This window comes from Pseudomonas sp. C9 (assembly GCF_002000165.1).
In the GTDB taxonomy this organism is placed as follows: domain Bacteria; phylum Pseudomonadota; class Gammaproteobacteria; order Pseudomonadales; family Pseudomonadaceae; genus Aquipseudomonas.
The window spans coordinates 3,970,061-3,987,851 of record NZ_MPAK01000001.1 but is presented as its reverse complement, the minus strand read 5'-3'; the positions used below and the strand labels follow the sequence as shown (position 1 = coordinate 3,987,851).

13 protein-coding genes are annotated in these 17,791 nt (G+C 60.5%); 11 read left to right on the top strand and 2 right to left on the bottom strand.

Annotation, left to right across the window (positions count from 1 at the left end; genetic code table 11):
• The first annotated feature begins 41 nt into the window (after window positions 1-41).
• Window positions 42-1,373, top strand: coding sequence for a CoA transferase (locus BMS17_RS18575; RefSeq protein WP_077431383.1), 1,332 nt, complete (start codon window positions 42-44; stop codon window positions 1,371-1,373).
• A 105-nt stretch (window positions 1,374-1,478) separates the two neighbouring features.
• Here the strand turns inward: BMS17_RS18575 and BMS17_RS18570 are convergent, their stop codons facing one another.
• Window positions 1,479-2,342 carry a DNA-3-methyladenine glycosylase gene (locus tag BMS17_RS18570; RefSeq protein WP_077431382.1) on the bottom strand — a complete coding sequence of 288 codons (864 nt, stop codon included), beginning with the start codon at window positions 2,340-2,342 and terminating at the stop codon, window positions 1,479-1,481.
• Window positions 2,339-3,766 (bottom strand): arginine-ornithine antiporter, encoded by a 1,428-nt coding sequence (gene arcD / locus BMS17_RS18565; RefSeq protein WP_046032045.1) that lies wholly within the window; start codon window positions 3,764-3,766, stop codon window positions 2,339-2,341. The genes BMS17_RS18570 and arcD (BMS17_RS18565) overlap by 4 nt, the downstream gene beginning before the upstream one ends.
• 461 nt (window positions 3,767-4,227) lie before the next feature.
• Here arcD (BMS17_RS18565) and arcD (BMS17_RS18560) point away from each other — a divergent pair, with 461 nt between their 5' ends.
• The 10 genes from arcD (BMS17_RS18560) to gcvT all read left to right on the top strand — a co-directional run bounded on the left by arcD (BMS17_RS18560) (window position 4,228) and on the right by gcvT (window position 17,617).
• Window positions 4,228-5,655, top strand: a complete 1,428-nt coding sequence (gene arcD, locus BMS17_RS18560; RefSeq protein ID WP_077431381.1) for an arginine-ornithine antiporter — start codon at window positions 4,228-4,230, stop codon at window positions 5,653-5,655.
• Window positions 5,656-5,690: 35 nt separating this feature from the next.
• On the top strand, window positions 5,691-6,947 hold the full coding sequence (gene arcA, locus BMS17_RS18555; RefSeq protein WP_077431380.1) for an arginine deiminase: 1,257 nt from the start codon (window positions 5,691-5,693) through the stop codon (window positions 6,945-6,947).
• Between the two features lie 80 nt (window positions 6,948-7,027).
• Complete coding sequence (locus tag BMS17_RS18550) at window positions 7,028-8,038, top strand: ornithine carbamoyltransferase (protein WP_046032048.1); 1,011 nt, start codon at window positions 7,028-7,030, stop codon at window positions 8,036-8,038.
• Window positions 8,039-8,232: 194 nt separating this feature from the next.
• Entirely contained in the window at window positions 8,233-9,162 is a 930-nt protein-coding gene (gene arcC / locus BMS17_RS18545) for a carbamate kinase (RefSeq protein ID WP_046032049.1), read from the top strand.
• 12 nt (window positions 9,163-9,174) lie between these two features.
• Window positions 9,175-9,537, top strand: a complete 363-nt coding sequence (locus BMS17_RS18540) for a DUF5064 family protein (RefSeq protein WP_046032050.1) — start codon at window positions 9,175-9,177, stop codon at window positions 9,535-9,537.
• Between the two features lie 141 nt (window positions 9,538-9,678).
• Complete coding sequence (locus tag BMS17_RS18535) at window positions 9,679-11,187, top strand: sigma-54-dependent transcriptional regulator (protein WP_046032051.1); 1,509 nt, start codon at window positions 9,679-9,681, stop codon at window positions 11,185-11,187.
• A gap of 440 nt (window positions 11,188-11,627) precedes the next feature.
• Window positions 11,628-12,011, top strand: a complete 384-nt coding sequence (gcvH, locus tag BMS17_RS18530) for a glycine cleavage system protein GcvH (protein ID WP_046032052.1) — start codon at window positions 11,628-11,630, stop codon at window positions 12,009-12,011.
• An 11-nt stretch (window positions 12,012-12,022) separates the two neighbouring features.
• Window positions 12,023-14,875 (top strand): aminomethyl-transferring glycine dehydrogenase, encoded by a 2,853-nt coding sequence (gene gcvP / locus BMS17_RS18525; RefSeq protein WP_046032053.1) that lies wholly within the window; start codon window positions 12,023-12,025, stop codon window positions 14,873-14,875.
• A 202-nt stretch (window positions 14,876-15,077) separates the two neighbouring features.
• Window positions 15,078-16,454, top strand: a complete 1,377-nt coding sequence (locus BMS17_RS18520; protein WP_077431379.1) for an L-serine ammonia-lyase — start codon at window positions 15,078-15,080, stop codon at window positions 16,452-16,454.
• A 38-nt stretch (window positions 16,455-16,492) separates the two neighbouring features.
• Window positions 16,493-17,617, top strand: coding sequence for a glycine cleavage system aminomethyltransferase GcvT (gcvT, locus tag BMS17_RS18515; RefSeq protein WP_077432198.1), 1,125 nt, complete (start codon window positions 16,493-16,495; stop codon window positions 17,615-17,617).
• Window positions 17,618-17,791 lie beyond the last annotated feature (174 nt).

The window sequence follows — 17,791 nt, the reverse complement described above, 5'->3', positions numbered from 1 at the left end:
GTTTTGAACTATGCTCGGGCTCTCGTTCCGGAGGGCCTTCGATGACTGATTTACTCACGTCCATTCAAGCCGCACTCGGCTTGCCTCACACCCCCATACCTTTCACGTCGAGCGGCGCCCTGCCCTCGGCGTTTGCCGTGACCGATCTGGCCTGCGCCAGCATTGCCGCCGCCGGACAGGCTGTCAGCGAGCTATTGCGGCAGCACACCGGTCGCTTGCCGGGGGTTGAAGTCGACCGCCGCCTTGCCTCTTTCTGGTTCGCCACGTCGATCCGCCCCGTCGGCTGGAGCGTTCCGCCGATGTGGGACCCGGTGGCCGGTGACTACGCGACGAATGACGGCTGGATCCGCCTGCACACCAACGCCCCCCATCACCGGGTAGCGGCTGAAAGCGTGCTTGGCACCTGCGTTGACCGCGCGGCGATGACGAGCAAAGTGGCGCATTGGGCCAAAAGCGCTCTGGAGCAGGCGGTGGTCGACGCCGGGGGCTGCGCCGCCGAAATGCGCACGTGGGCGCAATGGCAGCGGCACCCGCAAGGGTTGGCCGTCAACGCCGAGCCATTGATTCAGTTCAGCGACGCCAGCGGCCACCCCGCCAAAGCGTGGCGCGGCTCCGTGGCCCAGCCACTGGCCGGGATCAAGGTGCTGGACTTGACCCGCGTGCTGGCAGGTCCGGTCGCCAGCCGTTTTCTCGCGGGCCTCGGTGCGCAGGTGCTGCGCATTGACCCGCCGACCTGGAACGAACCCGGCGTGGTACCGGAGGTGACCTTGGGCAAACGCTGTGCGCGCTTGGATCTGCACAGTAAAGATGATCGCGCTGTATTCGAAACCCTGCTCAAGGAAGCGGACATCCTTTTGCACGGTTACCGCGCCGATGCACTGGAACGCTTGGGCTATGGCGTTGCCGAGCGCCGGACACTGGCGCCGGGCCTGCTGGATGTCAGCCTCAACGCCTATGGCTGGAGCGGCCCGTGGCAGAACCGCCGTGGCTTCGACAGCCTGGTGCAGATGAGCAGCGGGATTTGCGACGCCGGGATGCAGTGGAAACACGCGGACAAACCGACACCCTTGCCGGTGCAGGCGCTCGATCACGCCACCGGGTATTTGATGGCGGCTGCGGCTGTCATTTTATTGGGGCGTGGGGGTTCGGCGCGGTTGTCGTTGGCGCGGACGGCGAAACTGTTGATTGAACAGGGTGCCGGGGTGCAAGAACCGTTGCAGGCAGAGGATGACAACGATCAAGGGATTGTGATTGAGCAGACGCCTTGGGGGCCGGCGCATCGGCTTCATGTGCCGTTGAAAATCACCGGGACACCGTTGCAGTGGGGGCTACCCGCGACAGAGTTGGGTTCCCATCGTGCGCAGTGGTGGTGATGATTCTGGCCCCATCGCGGGCAAGCTCCGCTCCCACAGGTTTTGTGATCGGCACAGATCCACTGTGGGAGCGGGCTTGCCCGCGATGGGGCCAGAACAAACAGCTCAGTCAGAGCGGCTGAGTGATGTCCAGAGCAACTGCGCCGCATACCCTCGATAAGGTCGCCACGCCTCGGCTCGCGACAACAGGTCCCGACCCGTCACCGGTCCGTTTTCCAACGCTGCCAGTGCCTTGATCAATCCCACATCCCCAGACGGAAACGCATCCGGCTCGCGCAACTGGCGCAACGCAATGTACTGCGCCGTCCAGTCACCAATCCCGTGCAAGGCGAGTAGCCGCGCCACGCCATCTTCTCGGCCCGGCTCAAACAACCGAGGATCATCCCGCAACGCCTGAGCCACACCGGACAAGGTTCGCCCCCGGCTTTTCGGCATGCCCAATGCCGCCAGATCCGCGTTCGCCAACACGGCCGACTCAGGAAACACATGGGTCAATCCCGCCAGCGGCGACTGCAACGGCGCGCCATACTGCGCCACGAGTTTGCCCGCCAGGCGGATCGCCGCGCCCACGGTGATCTGTTGCCCCAACACCGCTCGAATCGCCAACTCCAATCCATCCCAGGCCCCCGGCACCCGCAAGCCCGGACGCTGGGCAATCAGGCGTTTCATCAACGGGTCCCGTGCCAACTGGCGGTGGATCGCTGGCAAATCCGCATCCAGATCAAACATCCGACGCAGCCGCGCCACGATCCCGGGCACGGCCATCGCATCCGGAAAATCCAGAGTCAGTTCAAGGGCGTCAGCGTCTGACGGTCCTATCGAAAACGTACCGTAGACACCGTTCAACCCGATGCTGCGCGAGTAGACCCCGTCGGCCACGGCCTCCATCCCGGCCACCGCCCGCACCGACAAAAATCCCAGCATCGCCGACCAGTCATACGGCGGCTGATAGGCCAGCAACAACCTCACAACGACAGCAACCCGCTGTACAGACCATACGCGGCCAACCCGGCACCAATCATGACGCAGGTAAAAATGCCCTTCTCGACATGCGTGAACAATGGCTCGCCTTGCTCATGCTTGGCCTTGGCGAACAGAATCACCCCCGGCGCATACAACAACGCCGACAGCAGCAAATATTTGACCCCGCCGGCATACAGCAACCACACCGCATACCCCAGCGCGATACCGCCGATCATCAGGTCCTTGGTGCGCTCGGCGCTGGCGTGCTCGTAGGTTTCGCCGCGCCCGCTCAACAACACCGCATACGCTGCCGACCACAGGTACGGCACCAGAATCATCGACGACGCGAGGTAGATCAGGCTGGTGTAAGTGCCGGCGGAAAACAGCGTGATCAGCAGAAAGAGCTGGATCATCACGTTGGTCAGCCACAGCGCATTCACCGGCACGTGGTTGGCGTTTTCCTTTTTCAGGAAGGCGGGCATGGTCTTGTCTTTGGCCGTGGCGAACAGGATCTCAGCACACAGCAGCGCCCAGGACAGCAAAGCCCCCAGCAGCGATATCGCCAGGCCGACGCTGATCAGCAACGCCCCCCAGGGGCCGACGATATGTTCCAGCACGGCCGCCAGCGACGGGTTCTGCAGGTTGGCCAATTCTGGCTGGCTCATGATGCCCAGCGACAACACGTTCACCAGCACCAGCAAGGCCAGCACCCCGATAAAACCGATGACCGTCGCCCGTCCCACGTCCGACCGTTTCTCCGCCCGGGCCGAGTAGACACTGGCGCCCTCGATCCCGATGAAGACGAACACCGTCACCAGCATCATGTTGCGAACCTGGTCCATCACCCCGCCAAAATTCGGGTTGCTGCGGCCCCAGATGTCCCGGGTAAAAATGTCCGCCTTGAAAGCGACGGCGGCGATGACGATGAACATGATCAGCGGCACGATCTTGGCCACGGTGGTCACTTGATTGATGAACGCCGCCTCCTTGATCCCGCGCATCACCAGGAAATGCACGGCCCACAGCAGCACCGAGGCACAGCCGATGGCGACGGGTGTGTTGCCCTGGCCAAAGACCGGAAAGAAATAACCGAGGGTGCTGAACAGCAACACGAAATAACCGACGTTGCCCAGCCAGGCGCTGATCCAGTAACCCCAAGCGGAGGAAAATCCCATGTAGTCGCCGAAGCCGGCCTTGGCGTAGGCATACACCCCGGAATCCAGTTCAGGCTTGCGATTGGCCAGGGTCTGGAAGACGAACGCCAGGGTCAGCATGCCGACCGCAGTGATGGCCCAGCCGATCAGCACCGCCCCCGCATCGGCTCGCGCCGCCATGTTCTGCGGCAACGAGAAAATCCCCCCGCCAATCATCGAGCCCACCACCAAGGCGATCAACGCGCTCAGGCGAAGCTTTTGCGTCGGTTGTGACATTCCTGCGTCTCCACTTTTTTCCAAATGCGGCCGGGCGACCATGGTTATAAAACCGTCACATGACAGGTTTTAACTAAATAGATACAGCGTAATAACGTTTATTAGATAACGCCATGTCACGGTCATTTATTTATAACCGAACATTCTATGACCGTCATGGCAAAGAGCGATTTTGTGGGTTAATCCTAATAAATCAACTCCGCACCAAAAACAGGCGCCAAATATTTGCGGAAACGCCAAAAAGAACTAACTTAAAGATCGCCAGCAAAGCTCGCTTATTCCGGCTAGCTCTGAGCGAGGCCTCTGGATTAGGCTTCTCCGGCCATCCGTATCCGGACCTAAAAGCATCCAAAAGTCTTTAATTAACAATGGAATGTGCTCATGCACTGATCTAAGTCAGATGTTCGAACAGCTAACAGAACTACTCTGTTGTCTCTCTTCTCCTGCACTGGAGTCATGCGATGTCTGAATCCCCCGCAAAACTGAAACTTGGCGCGTTGGTTGCTCTGGTTGTCGGCTCAATGATTGGTGGCGGGATCTTCTCCTTGCCACAAAACATGGCCGCCAGTGCTGACGTTGGCGCCGTACTGATCGGCTGGGCCATCACCGCCGTCGGCATGCTGACCCTGGCGTTTGTCTTCCAGACCCTGGCCAACCGAAAGCCTGATCTGGACGGCGGGGTATACGCCTACGCCAAGGCCGGTTTCGGCGACTACATGGGTTTCTCTTCCGCCTGGGGTTACTGGATCAGTGCGTGGTTGGGCAACGTCGGGTACTTCGTACTCTTGTTCAGCACCCTGGGTTACTTCTTCCCGATTTTCGGTGAAGGCAACACGGTAGCTGCCGTGATCGGTGCATCGGTGCTGCTCTGGGGCGTGCATTTCCTCGTGTTGCGGGGGATCAAGGAAGCCGCGTTCATCAACCTGGTAACCACGGTCGCCAAAATCGTGCCGCTGGTGCTGTTTGTGTTGATCGCGATTTTCGCCTTCAAACTGGACATTTTCACCGCTGACATCTGGGGCGTGAAAAACCCGGACCTGGGCAGCGTGATGAACCAGGTACGCAAGATGATGCTGGTCACCGTCTGGGTGTTCATCGGCATCGAGGGCGCGAGCATTTTCTCGGCCCGCGCAGAAAAACGCACCGATGTAGGTAAAGCCACCGTCATCGGTTTCATCACTGTGCTGCTGTTTCTGGTGCTGGTGAACGTGCTGTCGCTGGGCATCATGACTCAACCGGAACTGGCCAAGCTGCAGAACCCGTCGATGGCGGCCGTGCTGGAGCATGTGGTCGGTCACTGGGGCGCGGTGCTGATCAGCGTAGGCCTGATCATCTCGCTGCTGGGGGCGTTGCTTTCGTGGGTGCTGCTGTGTGCGGAGATCATGTTCGCCGCGGCCAAGGACCACACCATGCCGGAGTTCCTGCGCAAGGAAAACGCCAACCATGTGCCGGTCAACGCGCTGTGGCTGACCAACGCGATGGTGCAGCTGTTCCTGATCATCACGCTGTTTTCGGCCAGTACTTACCTGTCGCTGATCTACCTCGCCACCTCGATGATTCTGGTGCCTTACCTGTGGTCGGCGGCTTACGCGCTGCTGCTGGCGGTGCGCGGCGAGACTTACGAAAACGACTCGGGCGAGCGCACCAAGGACCTGTTGATCGGCGCCATCTCGGTGATCTACGCGGTCTGGCTGGTCTACGCCGGCGGCACCAAATACCTGCTGCTGTCCGCCCTGCTCTATGCGCCCGGCGTAATCCTGTTCGCCAAGGCCAAGCGTGAACTGGGCAAACCTGTTTTCACCAACGTCGAGAAGCTGATTTTTGCAGCCGTAATCATAGGCGCCGTGGTGGCGGCCTATGGGCTGTATTCCGGCTTCCTGACCCTGTAACACCTGAATAATTTGTCATCTGGAGGATCACTGTAATGACCACGGAAAAAGTTAAGTACGGCGTGCATTCCGAAGCCGGCAAACTGCGCAAAGTCATGGTTTGCTCCCCAGGCCTGGCCCACCAGCGGCTGACCCCGAACAACTGTGACGAACTGCTGTTTGATGATGTGCTTTGGGTCGCCCAAGCCAAGCGTGACCATTTCGACTTCGTCACCAAAATGCGCGAACGCAACATCGATGTGCTGGAAATGCACAACCTGCTGACCGACATCGTTGCGATTCCGGAAGCGCTCGACTGGATTCTGGAGCGCAAGATCACCGCTAACTCGGTGGGCCTGGGCCTGATCAATGAAACCAGCTCGTGGCTGCGCAGCCTGGAGCCACGCAAGATCGCCGAATTCCTGATCGGCGGCGTCTCCGCCGATGACCTGCCGACCAGTTTCGGCGGTAAAGCCATCGAGATGTTCCGCGACTTCCTCGGCCACTCAAGCTTCATTCTGCCGCCATTGCCCAACACCCAGTTCACTCGCGATACCACGTGCTGGATCTACGGTGGCGTGACCCTGAACCCGATGTACTGGCCGGCGCGCCGCCAGGAAACCCTGCTGGCCACCGCCATCTACAAATTCCACCCGGAATTCACCAACGCCGACTTCCAGGTCTGGTACGGCGACCCGGACCAGGAACACGGTAGCTCCACCCTGGAGGGGGGCGACGTGATGCCAATCGGCAACGGCGTGGTGCTGATCGGCATGGGCGAACGCTCGTCCCGCCAGGCCATTGGCCTGCTGGCGCAAAGCCTGTTCAAAAACAAAGCGGTCGAAAAAGTCATCGTCGCCGGTCTGCCGAAATCCCGTGCAGCGATGCACCTCGATACCGTGTTCAGCTTCTGTGACCGCGACCTCGTCACGGTTTTCCCTGAAGTCGTCAATCAGATCGTCGCCTTCACCCTGCGTCCGGATGAGAAAAAACCGGGTGGCATCGACATCCGACGCGAAGACGCCAGCTTCCTCGACACCGTGGCCAAGGCCCTCAACCTGAAAGCGTTGCGCGTGGTGGAAACCGGCGGCAACAGCTTCGCCGCCGAGCGCGAACAGTGGGACGACGGCAACAACGTGGTGGCTGTGGAGCCAGGCGTGGTGATCGGTTATGACCGCAACACCTACACCAACACCTTGCTGCGCAAGGCGGGCATCGAAGTCATCACTATCAGCGCAGGCGAGCTGGGACGTGGGCGTGGCGGCGGCCACTGCATGACCTGCCCGATCATTCGCGACCCAATCGACTACTAACCTTCAGCCTTGGCCGGCGCAGCCCTGTACCCCAGGGCATGCGCGACCAAGGGGATAACCGACACCAAAGGAGATCCATCATGGCTTTTAATATTCACAACCGTAATTTGCTGAGCCTGGAACACCACACCCCTCGCGAATTGCGCTACCTGCTCGACCTGTCCCGCGACCTCAAGCGCGCCAAATACACCGGCACCGAGCAGCAACACCTCAAAGGCAACAACATCGCGCTGATCTTCGAAAAAACCTCGACCCGTACCCGCTGTGCGTTCGAAGTCGCGGCCTATGACCAGGGCGCCAACGTCACCTACATCGACCCGAACTCCTCGCAGATCGGCCACAAAGAAAGCATGAAAGACACCGCCCGCGTATTGGGGCGCATGTACGACGCCATTGAATACCGTGGCTTCAAGCAGGAAATCGTCGAAGAACTGGCCAAGTTTGCCGGCGTACCCGTGTTCAACGGCCTGACCGATGAATACCACCCGACGCAAATGATCGCCGACGTGCTGACCATGCGTGAACACGCCGACAAGCCGATCCACGACATCAGCTACGCCTACCTGGGCGACGCCCGTAACAACATGGGTAACTCGCTGCTGCTGATCGGCGCCAAGCTGGGCATGGACGTGCGCATCTGCGCGCCAAAAGCCCTGTGGCCGCTTGACGACCTGGTGGCTCGCTGCAAGCAATATGCGGAAGAAAGCGGTGCTCGCATCACCCTGACCGAAGACCCGAAAGCCGCGGTCAAAGGCGTGGACTTCATCCACACCGACGTCTGGGTGTCGATGGGCGAACCCGTTGAAGCCTGGGCCGAGCGTATCCAGCAACTGCTGCCGTACCAGGTCAACGCCGAACTGATGAAAGCCACCGGCAACCCGCGCACCAAGTTCATGCACTGCCTGCCGGCCTTCCACAACAGTGATACCAAAATCGGCAAGCAGATTGCCGAGCAGTACCCAAACCTGAAGAACGGCATCGAAGTGACTGATGACGTGTTCGAGTCGCCGGCCTGCATCGCCTTCGAGCAAGCGGAAAACCGCATGCACACCATCAAGGCGATTCTGGTGTCGACTTTGGCTGACCTTTAACGGCGCACCCGGCTCCCACTGACTGGACTCAGTCAATGTGGGAGCTGACTTTTGTGGGAGCCGGGCTTGCCCCGGGCGGCGTTCCGACGATGGCATCACCTCGTTGTAACTGATTCACCGAGGCGTCTGCATCGCTGGCAAGCCAGGCTCCCACAATGACCGCATCTCACTGTTTTTCTGGAAGGATTGCCATTATGCGTATCGTCGTCGCTTTGGGCGGTAACGCCCTGCTCCGCCGTGGTGAACCCATGACCGCGGACAATCAGCGCGCCAACATCCGGATCGCCACCGAACAAATTGCCAAGGTCCATGCCGGTAACCAACTGGTAATCGCCCACGGCAATGGTCCGCAGGTCGGCCTGTTGTCGCTGCAAGCCGCGGCCTACACCTCGGTTTCCCCCTACCCGCTGGACGTGCTCGGTGCCGAAACCGAAGGCATGATCGGCTACATCATCGAACAGGAACTGGGCAACCTGCTGGACTTCGAAGTGCCCTTCGCCACCCTGCTCACCCAGGTTGAAGTCGACCCCAAAGACCCGGCCTTTCAAAACCCTACCAAGCCGATCGGCCCGGTATATGCCAAGGCCGAAGCGGAAAAACTCGCCGCCGAAAAAGGCTGGGCGATTGCCCCGGACGGCGACAAATTCCGTCGCGTGGTGGCCAGCCCCAAACCAAAACGCATTTTCGAGATCCGCCCGATCAAGTGGCTGCTGGAAAAAGGCAGCATCGTGATCTGCGCCGGCGGTGGCGGCATCCCGACCATGTACACCTCACCCGGCGTACTGGAAGGTGTCGAAGCGGTGATCGATAAAGACCTGTGCTCGGCGCTGCTGGCCGAACAGCTTGAAGCCGATATTCTGGTGATCGCCACCGACGTCAGCGCCGCGTTCATCGACTACGGAAAGCCGACCCAGAAAGCCATCGGCCAGGCTCACCCGGATGAAATGGAAAAACTTGGCTTCGCCGCCGGCTCCATGGGGCCCAAGGTGCAGGCAGCCTGTGAATTCGCACGCCATACTGGAAAGGTCGCGGTGATCGGTTCACTCTCGGACATCGAAGCGATCGTCCAGGGCAAGGCAGGTACGCGCATCAGCACGGCGAAACCTGGCATTACTTACTTGTAGGGAGAAACGTCTATGGCACTGTTTGAGCCAGGTCATTTACACATCGAGCGACACGCGTTGACCAAGGACGATGTCAGCTACGACGTGAAGCTCGACTATGAAGTCAGCAAAAATGATAAAGGGGTGAAAGGAATTCAGTTCACCCTGCATGGCAGCATGCAAGGGAAGGACATGAAAGAGACCTTCTTTCTGCCCAAGGAGGAGGCTTACAACTTCGCCAGAAACGTGACAGCGATCGCCGAGAAGTACGGCATTCCAAAGACCCATAGCCAGATCGGCTCGGTACACAAACATTACGACTTGATGTTTGAAGACATACGCAAGCAGTTGGACATGAAATCCGGCGACCCGGTAGATATCAAAGACTTCGAGTAATCCACTGTCCCCTGTGGGAGCGAGCCTGCTCGCGCCCACAGGGGTTCTGTGTTGCCCGCAAATCCTGCACCGAATTTCACCTTATCCCCTGCGCCAAGGCATACTTGCCACCCTCCGCACTTCAGAACACTGAACCGCCCCATGCGTATCCACGTCAGCTTCATCGACCGCGTCGGTATTACCCAGGAAGTTCTGGCCCTGCTCGGTGGGCGCAACCTCAATCTGGATGCGGTGGAGATGGTGCCGCCCAACGTTTACATCGACGCCCCGACCCTGAGCCCGCAAGTTCTCGAAGAGCTGCGCGATGCGCTATTCAGCGTGCGTGGTGTGCAAGCGGTGACGGTGGTCGACATTCTTCCCGGACAGCGCCGACACCTGCAACTCGATGCCTTGCTCGCGGCCATGACCGACCCGGTCCTGGCGCTGGACAGTGCCGGCAAAGTGTTGCTGGCCAACCCGGCCTTGATCGCGTTGTACGGTCGTGAACCGGCGGGCGAAAGCATCGCCGACCTGTTTGCCGACCCGGCACTGCTCGACGCCCTGCTTGAGCATGGCTTTCGCCTGCCGCTGCGGGAAATCACCGTCGACGGTCAGACATTGCTGCTGGACGCCACGCCGATCACCGACGCGGGCGCCCTGTTGACCTTGTATCAACCCAACCGCATCGGCGAACGCCTCTCGGCGCTGCACCATGACCATGCCGAAGGGTTCGATGCGCTGCTGGGCGAGTCACCCGTCATCCGCACCCTCAAGGCGCGCGCACAACGGGTCGCGGCCCTCGATGCGCCGCTGCTGATCCAGGGCGAAACCGGCACCGGCAAAGAACTGGTGGCACGGGCCTGCCACGCCAGCAGCGCTCGGCACAGTTCGCCATTCCTCGCGCTCAACTGCGCGGCATTGCCAGAAAACCTCGCCGAAAGCGAACTGTTCGGCTATGCCCCCGGCGCCTTCACGGGTGCGCAACGGGGCGGCAAACCGGGGCTGATGGAACTGGCCAACCAGGGCACGGTGTTTCTGGATGAAATCGGCGAGATGTCGCCGTACTTGCAGGCCAAACTGCTGCGTTTTCTCAATGACGGCAGCTTTCGCCGCGTTGGCGGTGATCGCGAGGTGAAGGTCAATGTGCGGATTCTCAGCGCCACCCACCGCGACCTGGAAAAAATGGTCAGCGAGGGCAGCTTTCGCGAAGACCTGTTCTATCGCCTCAATGTGCTCAACGTTGAAGTCCCGCCGCTGCGCGAACGCGGCCAGGACATTCTGTTGCTCGCCCGCTATTTCATGCAGCAGGCCTGTGCACAAATCCAGCGCCCGGTCTGTCGCCTGGCACCGGGCACCTACCCGGCGTTGCTGGGCAATCGCTGGCCGGGCAACGTGCGGCAATTGCAGAACGTGATCTTCCGTGCCGCGGCGATTTGCGAAAGCACGCTGGTCGACATCGGCGACCTCGACATCGCCGGCACCTCGGTGGCGCGCCAGAACGACAGCGAAGTCGACAGCCTGGAACAGGCCATGGAATCGTTTGAAAAAACCCTGTTGGAAAAACTCTATATCAGCTACCCCTCGACCCGCCAACTGGCCAGCCGCCTGCAAACTTCCCACACGGCGATTGCCCATCGGTTGCGCAAGTACGGCATACCCAACAAGCCCTGAGCTTGTGGCGGGATCACAATCCCCCAAACACCACAGCCCCCTGTAGGAGCCGAGCTTGCTCGCGATGGCGGTACTTCAGTCACCTTTGATTTCGACTGAAGTACCGCCATCGCGAGCAAGCTCGGCTCCTACAGGGTCCATGTTCAAAAACGACCTCCATCTGTACTGAAAGCGCTACAGCGGAACGATATCGCTACACTCCTCCCCGATCACGGCTGTGCAAGGCTTTGATCCACCTCGGCTTTCTCCCCCGTCTCCGACCGTATCGATTTCGCTACACGCGGTGAATTCAACCAATCTGCAAAACGTCATAAGTCATTGATAAATAACGGCTAAACCAACATTGGCCGTGTTCTTGCAATGTGGTCCTCATAATCAGGGCTTTGCCCAAGCATTCAATAGCGTCCACCAGACGAGTCTGCCCCCCCTTAGGAGTTCACATGAGCGAGTTGCGTTTTACTGAAGACCACGAATGGCTGCGCACCGAAGCTGACGGCAGCGTTACTGTCGGCATCACCGCTTTCGCACAGAACGCCTTGGGCGACGTGGTTTTTGTACAACTGCCTGAGCTGCAGTCCTATGACAAAGGCGCCGAAGCCGCCACCGTGGAATCGGTAAAAGCCGCCAGCGGCGTGTACATGCCACTGGACGGCGAGGTGCTGGAAGTGAACCCGGCGCTGGACAGCAGCCCTGAACTGGTCAACGAAGATCCGCTGGGCGAAGGCTGGTTCTTCCGCTTCCAGCCAAGCGACGCCTCGGCGGTCGCCCAATTGCTCGATCAGGATGCCTACGACCGCCTGATCAAAGCCAACGCCGAAGCCTGAGGAGCGCTGACATGACCCAAGTGAATCTGACCACCGCCAACGAATTCATCGCCCGCCATATCGGCCCTCGCGCCGGTGACGAGCAAGCCATGCTCAACAGCCTCGGTTTCGACTCCCTGGAAGCCCTGAGCGCCAGCGTCATTCCCGACAGCATCAAAGGCACCAGCGTCCTGGGCCTGGAAGACGGCCTGAGCGAAGCCGATGCCCTGGCGTCGATCAAAGCCATCGCCGGTAAAAACCAGCTGTTCAAGACTTACATCGGCCAGGGCTACTACGGCACCCACACGCCATCGCCGATCCTGCGCAACCTGCTGGAAAACCCGGCCTGGTACACCGCCTACACCCCGTACCAGCCAGAAATCTCCCAGGGCCGTCTCGAAGCGCTGCTGAACTTCCAGACCCTGATCAGCGACCTGACCGGCCTGCCGATTGCCAACGCTTCCCTGCTTGACGAAGCCACCGCCGCTGCCGAAGCCATGACCTTCTGCAAACGCCTGAGCAAGAACAAGGGCAGCCACCAATTCTTCGCTTCCGTGCATTGCCACCCGCAAACCCTCGACGTGCTGCGCACCCGTGCCGAGCCGTTGGGCATCGAGGTTGTCGTCGGCGACGAACTCGAACTGACCGACGTGACGCCGTTCTTCGGCGCGCTGCTGCAATACCCGGCCAGCAACGGTGACGTGTTCGATTACCGCGCGCTGACCGAACGTTTCCACGCGGCCAACGCACTGGTCGCCGTAGCGGCCGACCTGCTGGCCCTGACCGTGCTGACCGCACCAGGCGAATTCGGTGCCGACGTGGCCATCGGCAGCGCCCAACGCTTCGGCGTACCGCTGGGCTTCGGCGGCCCGCACGCGGCGTACTTTTCCACCAAAGATGCGTTCAAGCGTGACATGCCGGGCCGTCTGGTCGGTGTTTCCGTGGACCGTTTCGGCAAGCCGGCCCTGCGCCTGGCCATGCAAACCCGCGAGCAACACATCCGTCGCGAGAAAGCCACTTCGAACATCTGCACCGCGCAAGTGCTGCTGGCCAACATCGCCAGCATGTACGCCGTGTACCACGGCCCGAAAGGCCTGACCCAGATCGCCAATCGCGTGCATCACCTGACGGCGATTCTGGCCAAAGGCTTGAGCGCACTGGGCCTGACCGTTGAACAAGCCAGCTTCTTCGACACCCTGACCCTGAACACCGGCGCCAATACCGCCAAGCTGCACGATCAGGCGCGCGCCCAGCGCATCAACCTGCGCGTGGTCGATGCTCAGCGTGTGGGCCTGTCGGTCGACGAAACCACCACCCAGGCTGACATCGAAACCCTGTGGAGTATTTTCGCCGACGGCAAGACCCTGCCGGACTTCGCCGCCCTCGCAGCCGTAGTGCAGAGCACCATTCCTGCGTCGCTGGTGCGCCAATCGCCGATCCTCAGCCACCCAGTGTTCAACCGCTACCACTCGGAAACCGAGCTGATGCGCTACCTGCGCAAGCTGGCCGACAAAGACTTGGCACTGGACCGCACCATGATCCCGCTGGGTTCGTGCACCATGAAACTCAACGCCGCCAGCGAAATGATCCCGGTGACCTGGGCTGAATTCGGTGCCCTGCACCCGTTCGCCCCGGCCGAACAAAGCGCCGGCTACCAGCAACTGACCGACGAACTGGAAGCGATGCTGTGCGCCGCGACTGGCTACGACTCGATCTCGCTGCAACCGAACGCCGGTTCGCAAGGTGAATACGCCGGCCTGCTGGCGATTCGCGCCTATCACCAGAGCCGTGGCGAAGACCGTCGCGACATCTGCCTGATCCCGTCGTCCGCCCACGGCACCAACCCGGCCACCGCTAACATGGCTGGCATGCGCGTCGTCGTCACCGCTTGCGATGCTCGCGGCAACGTCGACATCGAAGACCTGCGCGCCAAGGCCATCGAGCACCGCGAACACCTCGCTGCGCTGATGATTACCTACCCGTCGACCCACGGCGTGTTCGAAGAAGGCATCCGCGAGATCTGCGGCATCATTCATGACAACGGCGGCCAGGTGTACATCGACGGCGCCAACATGAACGCGATGGTCGGCCTGTGCGCACCGGGCAAGTTCGGCGGCGACGTGTCGCACCTGAACCTGCACAAGACCTTCTGCATTCCGCACGGCGGTGGCGGCCCGGGTGTCGGCCCGATCGGCGTGAAATCGCACCTGACCCCGTTCCTGCCGGGTCACGCCCAGATGGAACGCAAGGAAGGCGCAGTCTGCGCAGCACCGTTCGGCAGCGCGAGCATTCTGCCGATCACCTGGATGTACATTTCGATGATGGGCGGTGCGGGCCTCAAGCGCGCTTCGCAGCTGGCGATCCTCAATGCCAACTACATCTCCCGTCGCCTGGAAGAGCACTACCCAGTGCTGTACACCGGCAGCAACGGCCTGGTGGCGCACGAATGCATCCTCGACCTGCGTCCGTTGAAAGACAGCAGCGGCATCAGTGTCGATGACGTCGCCAAGCGCCTGATCGACTTCGGCTTCCACGCGCCGACCATGTCGTTCCCGGTGGCTGGCACGCTGATGATCGAGCCGACCGAAAGCGAATCCAAGGAAGAACTGGACCGTTTCTGCGACGCCATGATCCGCATCCGCGAAGAAATCCGCGCTGTGGAAAACGGCACGCTGGACAAGGACGACAACCCACTGAAAAACGCTCCGCACACCGCAGCAGAGATCGTTGGCGAGTGGACCCACCCGTACAGCCGTGAGCAAGCGGTGTATCCAGTTGCCTCGCTGATCGAAGGCAAATACTGGCCACCGGTCGGTCGCGTCGACAACGTCTTCGGCGATCGCAACCTGGTGTGCGCCTGCCCGTCGATCGAAAGCTACGCTTAAAGCAGTGTGGGGCGGTTGATCCGCCCCACTTTCAAGAACACCACAAAACCCTTGTGGGAGCGGGCTTGCTCGCGAAAGCGGTGGGTCAGTAAACATTCATGGTGACTGACTCACCGCTTTCGCGAGCAAGCCCGCTCCCACAGGGTTCTGTGGCAAGCCTTAGATTTCGCCCATACCTATAACAAGAAACCGGAGAACAACCATGTCGTTAAGCGTGTTCGACCTGTTCAAGATTGGCATCGGCCCCTCCAGCTCCCACACCGTCGGTCCGATGCGCGCCGCCGCACGCTTCGCCGAAGGTTTGCGCCGTGAAGGACTGCTGGCTGCAACCACCTGCGTCAAAATCGAGCTCTACGGTTCGCTCGGTGCCACCGGCAAGGGCCACGGCAGCGACAAGGCTGTGTTGCTCGGCCTCGAAGGCGAACACCCGGACACCGTGGACACCGAAACCGTTGCTGCGCGCTTGCAAGAAATTCGCGGTAGCGGGTGCTTGAACCTGCTCGGCGAACACAGCATTGCGTTCAACGAGAAAGAACACCTGGCGATGATTCGCAAACCGTTGGCCTATCACCCCAACGGCATGATCTTTCGCGCGTTCGACGCGGCGGGCCTACAGATCCGCAGCCGCGAGTACTACTCGGTCGGTGGTGGTTTTGTGGTCGATGAAGACGCCGCCGGCGCCGACCGCATCGTCGAAGACGCCACGCCGCTGACCTTCCCGTTCAAAAGTGCCAAGGACTTGCTCAGTCATTGCACCACCTACGGCCTGTCCATCAGCCAGGTGATGCTGACCAACGAAAGCGCCTGGCGCCCGGAAGCGGAAACCCGCGCCGGCCTGTTGAAAATCTGGCAAGTGATGCAAGACTGCGTCGACGCCGGTTGCCGCAACGAAGGCATTCTGCCCGGCGGCTTGAAGGTCAAGCGCCGCGCCGCCGCCCTGCATCGACAATTGTGCAAGAACCCGGAATCGTCATTGCGCGATCCGCTGTCGGTGCTGGACTGGGTCAACCTGTACGCCTTGGCGGTCAACGAAGAAAACGCCAATGGCGGACGCGTCGTCACCGCGCCTACTAACGGTGCAGCCGGGATCATTCCAGCGGTTTTGCATTACTACATGCGCTTTATCCCGGGGGCCAATGAAGACGGGGTCGTGCGCTTTCTGCTGACCGCGGCGGCCATCGGTATTCTCTACAAAGAAAACGCCTCGATCTCTGGCGCCGAAGTCGGTTGCCAGGGCGAGGTCGGCGTGGCCTGTTCCATGGCCGCCGGCGCCTTGTGCGAGGTCCTTGGCGGGACCGTGCAGCAAGTGGAAAACGCGGCGGAAATCGGCATGGAACACAACCTGGGCCTGACTTGCGACCCGATTGGCGGGCTGGTGCAAGTGCCTTGCATCGAGCGCAATGCCATGGGCTCGGTGAAGGCCATCAATGCGGTGCGCATGGCGCTGCGTGGGGACGGTCAGCACTTCGTCTCCCTCGACAAGGTCATCCGCACCATGCGCCAGACTGGCGCCGACATGAAAAGCAAATACAAGGAAACCGCCCGTGGCGGTTTGGCGGTCAACATTATCGAGTGCTGATGCTCACGCGCATTGGCACACTTTTTCAGGAGCTGAATATGTCCACCGAACAATTGCTGAAAACCCCGCTGCACGCCCTGCACATCGAACTCGGCGCGCGCATGGTGCCGTTCGCCGGCTATGACATGCCAGTGCAATACCCGCTTGGCGTAATGAAAGAACACCAGCACACCCGCGATCAAGCCGGGCTGTTCGATGTCTCGCACATGGGCCAGATCCGCCTGACCGGCGCCAATGCCGCCAAGGCCCTGGAAACCCTGGTGCCGGTGGACATCATCGACCTGCCGGTGGGCATGCAGCGCTACGCGATGTTCACCAATGAAACCGGTGGCATTCTCGACGACCTGATGGTCGCCAACCTCGGTAACGACGAATTGTTCCTGGTGGTCAACGCAGCCTGCAAGGATCAGGACCTGGCGCACCTGCGCAAGCACATTGGCGAGCAATGCACCATTGAGCCTCTGTTCGAAGAACGCGCCTTGCTGGCCCTGCAAGGTCCGGCCGCAGTCACCGTGCTTGCGCGCCTGGCCCCTGAAGTGGCGAAGATGACCTTCATGCAGTTCACCCGCGTGAAATTGCTGGGCGTGGACTGCTTCGTCAGCCGTTCGGGCTACACCGGTGAAGACGGCTTCGAAATCTCCGTACCGGCCGCCAATGCCGAAGCCCTGGCACGCGCCCTCCTGGCCGAACCAGAAGTCGCCGCCATCGGCCTGGGTGCGCGCGACTCGCTGCGCCTGGAAGCCGGCCTGTGCCTCTACGGCCACGACATGAACACCGAGACCACCCCGATCGAAGCGAGCCTGCTGTGGGCCATCTCCAAGCCGCGTCGTGCCGATGGTGCGCGGGCCGGCGGCTTCCCTGGCGCTGAAACCGTATTCGCGCAACAACAAGGTGGCGTCAGCCGCAAGCGCGTAGGCCTGCTGCCTCAGGAACGCACGCCTGTGCGTGAGGGTGCGGAAATCGTCAACGAGGCTGGCGACATCATCGGCGCCGTATGCAGCGGCGGTTTTGGCCCGACCCTGGCAGGTCCTTTGGCCATGGGTTACCTCGACAGCGCCTACATCGCCATCGACACACCCGTATGGGCGATTGTCCGTGGGAAAAAGGTGCCTTTGCTTGTAAGCAAAATGCCATTTGTTGCACAACGCTACTATCGCGGCTGATTGACTGTTTCTATAAGTAACGCGATTGCGTTAACAGTGCACTAATGTGTAACGCAACCGCCATAAAATAGTGCATGTCATTACCAATAAGCTTCGCTTATGAACGCTGCTTATAACGTTCTAAAACAATTGAGCAGCGACATAGAATAAGAAGGCTTTAGTGGATCGACTAGT

Excerpts from the sequence above, each read along its gene's own strand:
- BMS17_RS18575 (WP_077431383.1), top strand. The coding sequence starts at position 42 with ATGACTGATTTACTCACGTCCATTCAAGCCGCACTCGGCTTGCCTCAC.
- arcD (WP_046032045.1), bottom strand. The coding sequence starts at position 3,766 with ATGTCACAACCGACGCAAAAGCTTCGCCTGAGCGCGTTGATCGCCTTG.
- arcD (WP_077431381.1), top strand. The coding sequence starts at position 4,228 with ATGTCTGAATCCCCCGCAAAACTGAAACTTGGCGCGTTGGTTGCTCTG.
- arcA (WP_077431380.1), top strand. The coding sequence starts at position 5,691 with ATGACCACGGAAAAAGTTAAGTACGGCGTGCATTCCGAAGCCGGCAAA.
- BMS17_RS18550 (WP_046032048.1), top strand. The coding sequence starts at position 7,028 with ATGGCTTTTAATATTCACAACCGTAATTTGCTGAGCCTGGAACACCAC.
- arcC (WP_046032049.1), top strand. The coding sequence starts at position 8,233 with ATGCGTATCGTCGTCGCTTTGGGCGGTAACGCCCTGCTCCGCCGTGGT.
- BMS17_RS18540 (WP_046032050.1), top strand. The coding sequence starts at position 9,175 with ATGGCACTGTTTGAGCCAGGTCATTTACACATCGAGCGACACGCGTTG.
- BMS17_RS18535 (WP_046032051.1), top strand. The coding sequence starts at position 9,679 with ATGCGTATCCACGTCAGCTTCATCGACCGCGTCGGTATTACCCAGGAA.
- gcvH (WP_046032052.1), top strand. The coding sequence starts at position 11,628 with ATGAGCGAGTTGCGTTTTACTGAAGACCACGAATGGCTGCGCACCGAA.
- gcvP (WP_046032053.1), top strand. The coding sequence starts at position 12,023 with ATGACCCAAGTGAATCTGACCACCGCCAACGAATTCATCGCCCGCCAT.
- BMS17_RS18520 (WP_077431379.1), top strand. The coding sequence starts at position 15,078 with ATGTCGTTAAGCGTGTTCGACCTGTTCAAGATTGGCATCGGCCCCTCC.
- gcvT (WP_077432198.1), top strand. The coding sequence starts at position 16,493 with ATGTCCACCGAACAATTGCTGAAAACCCCGCTGCACGCCCTGCACATC.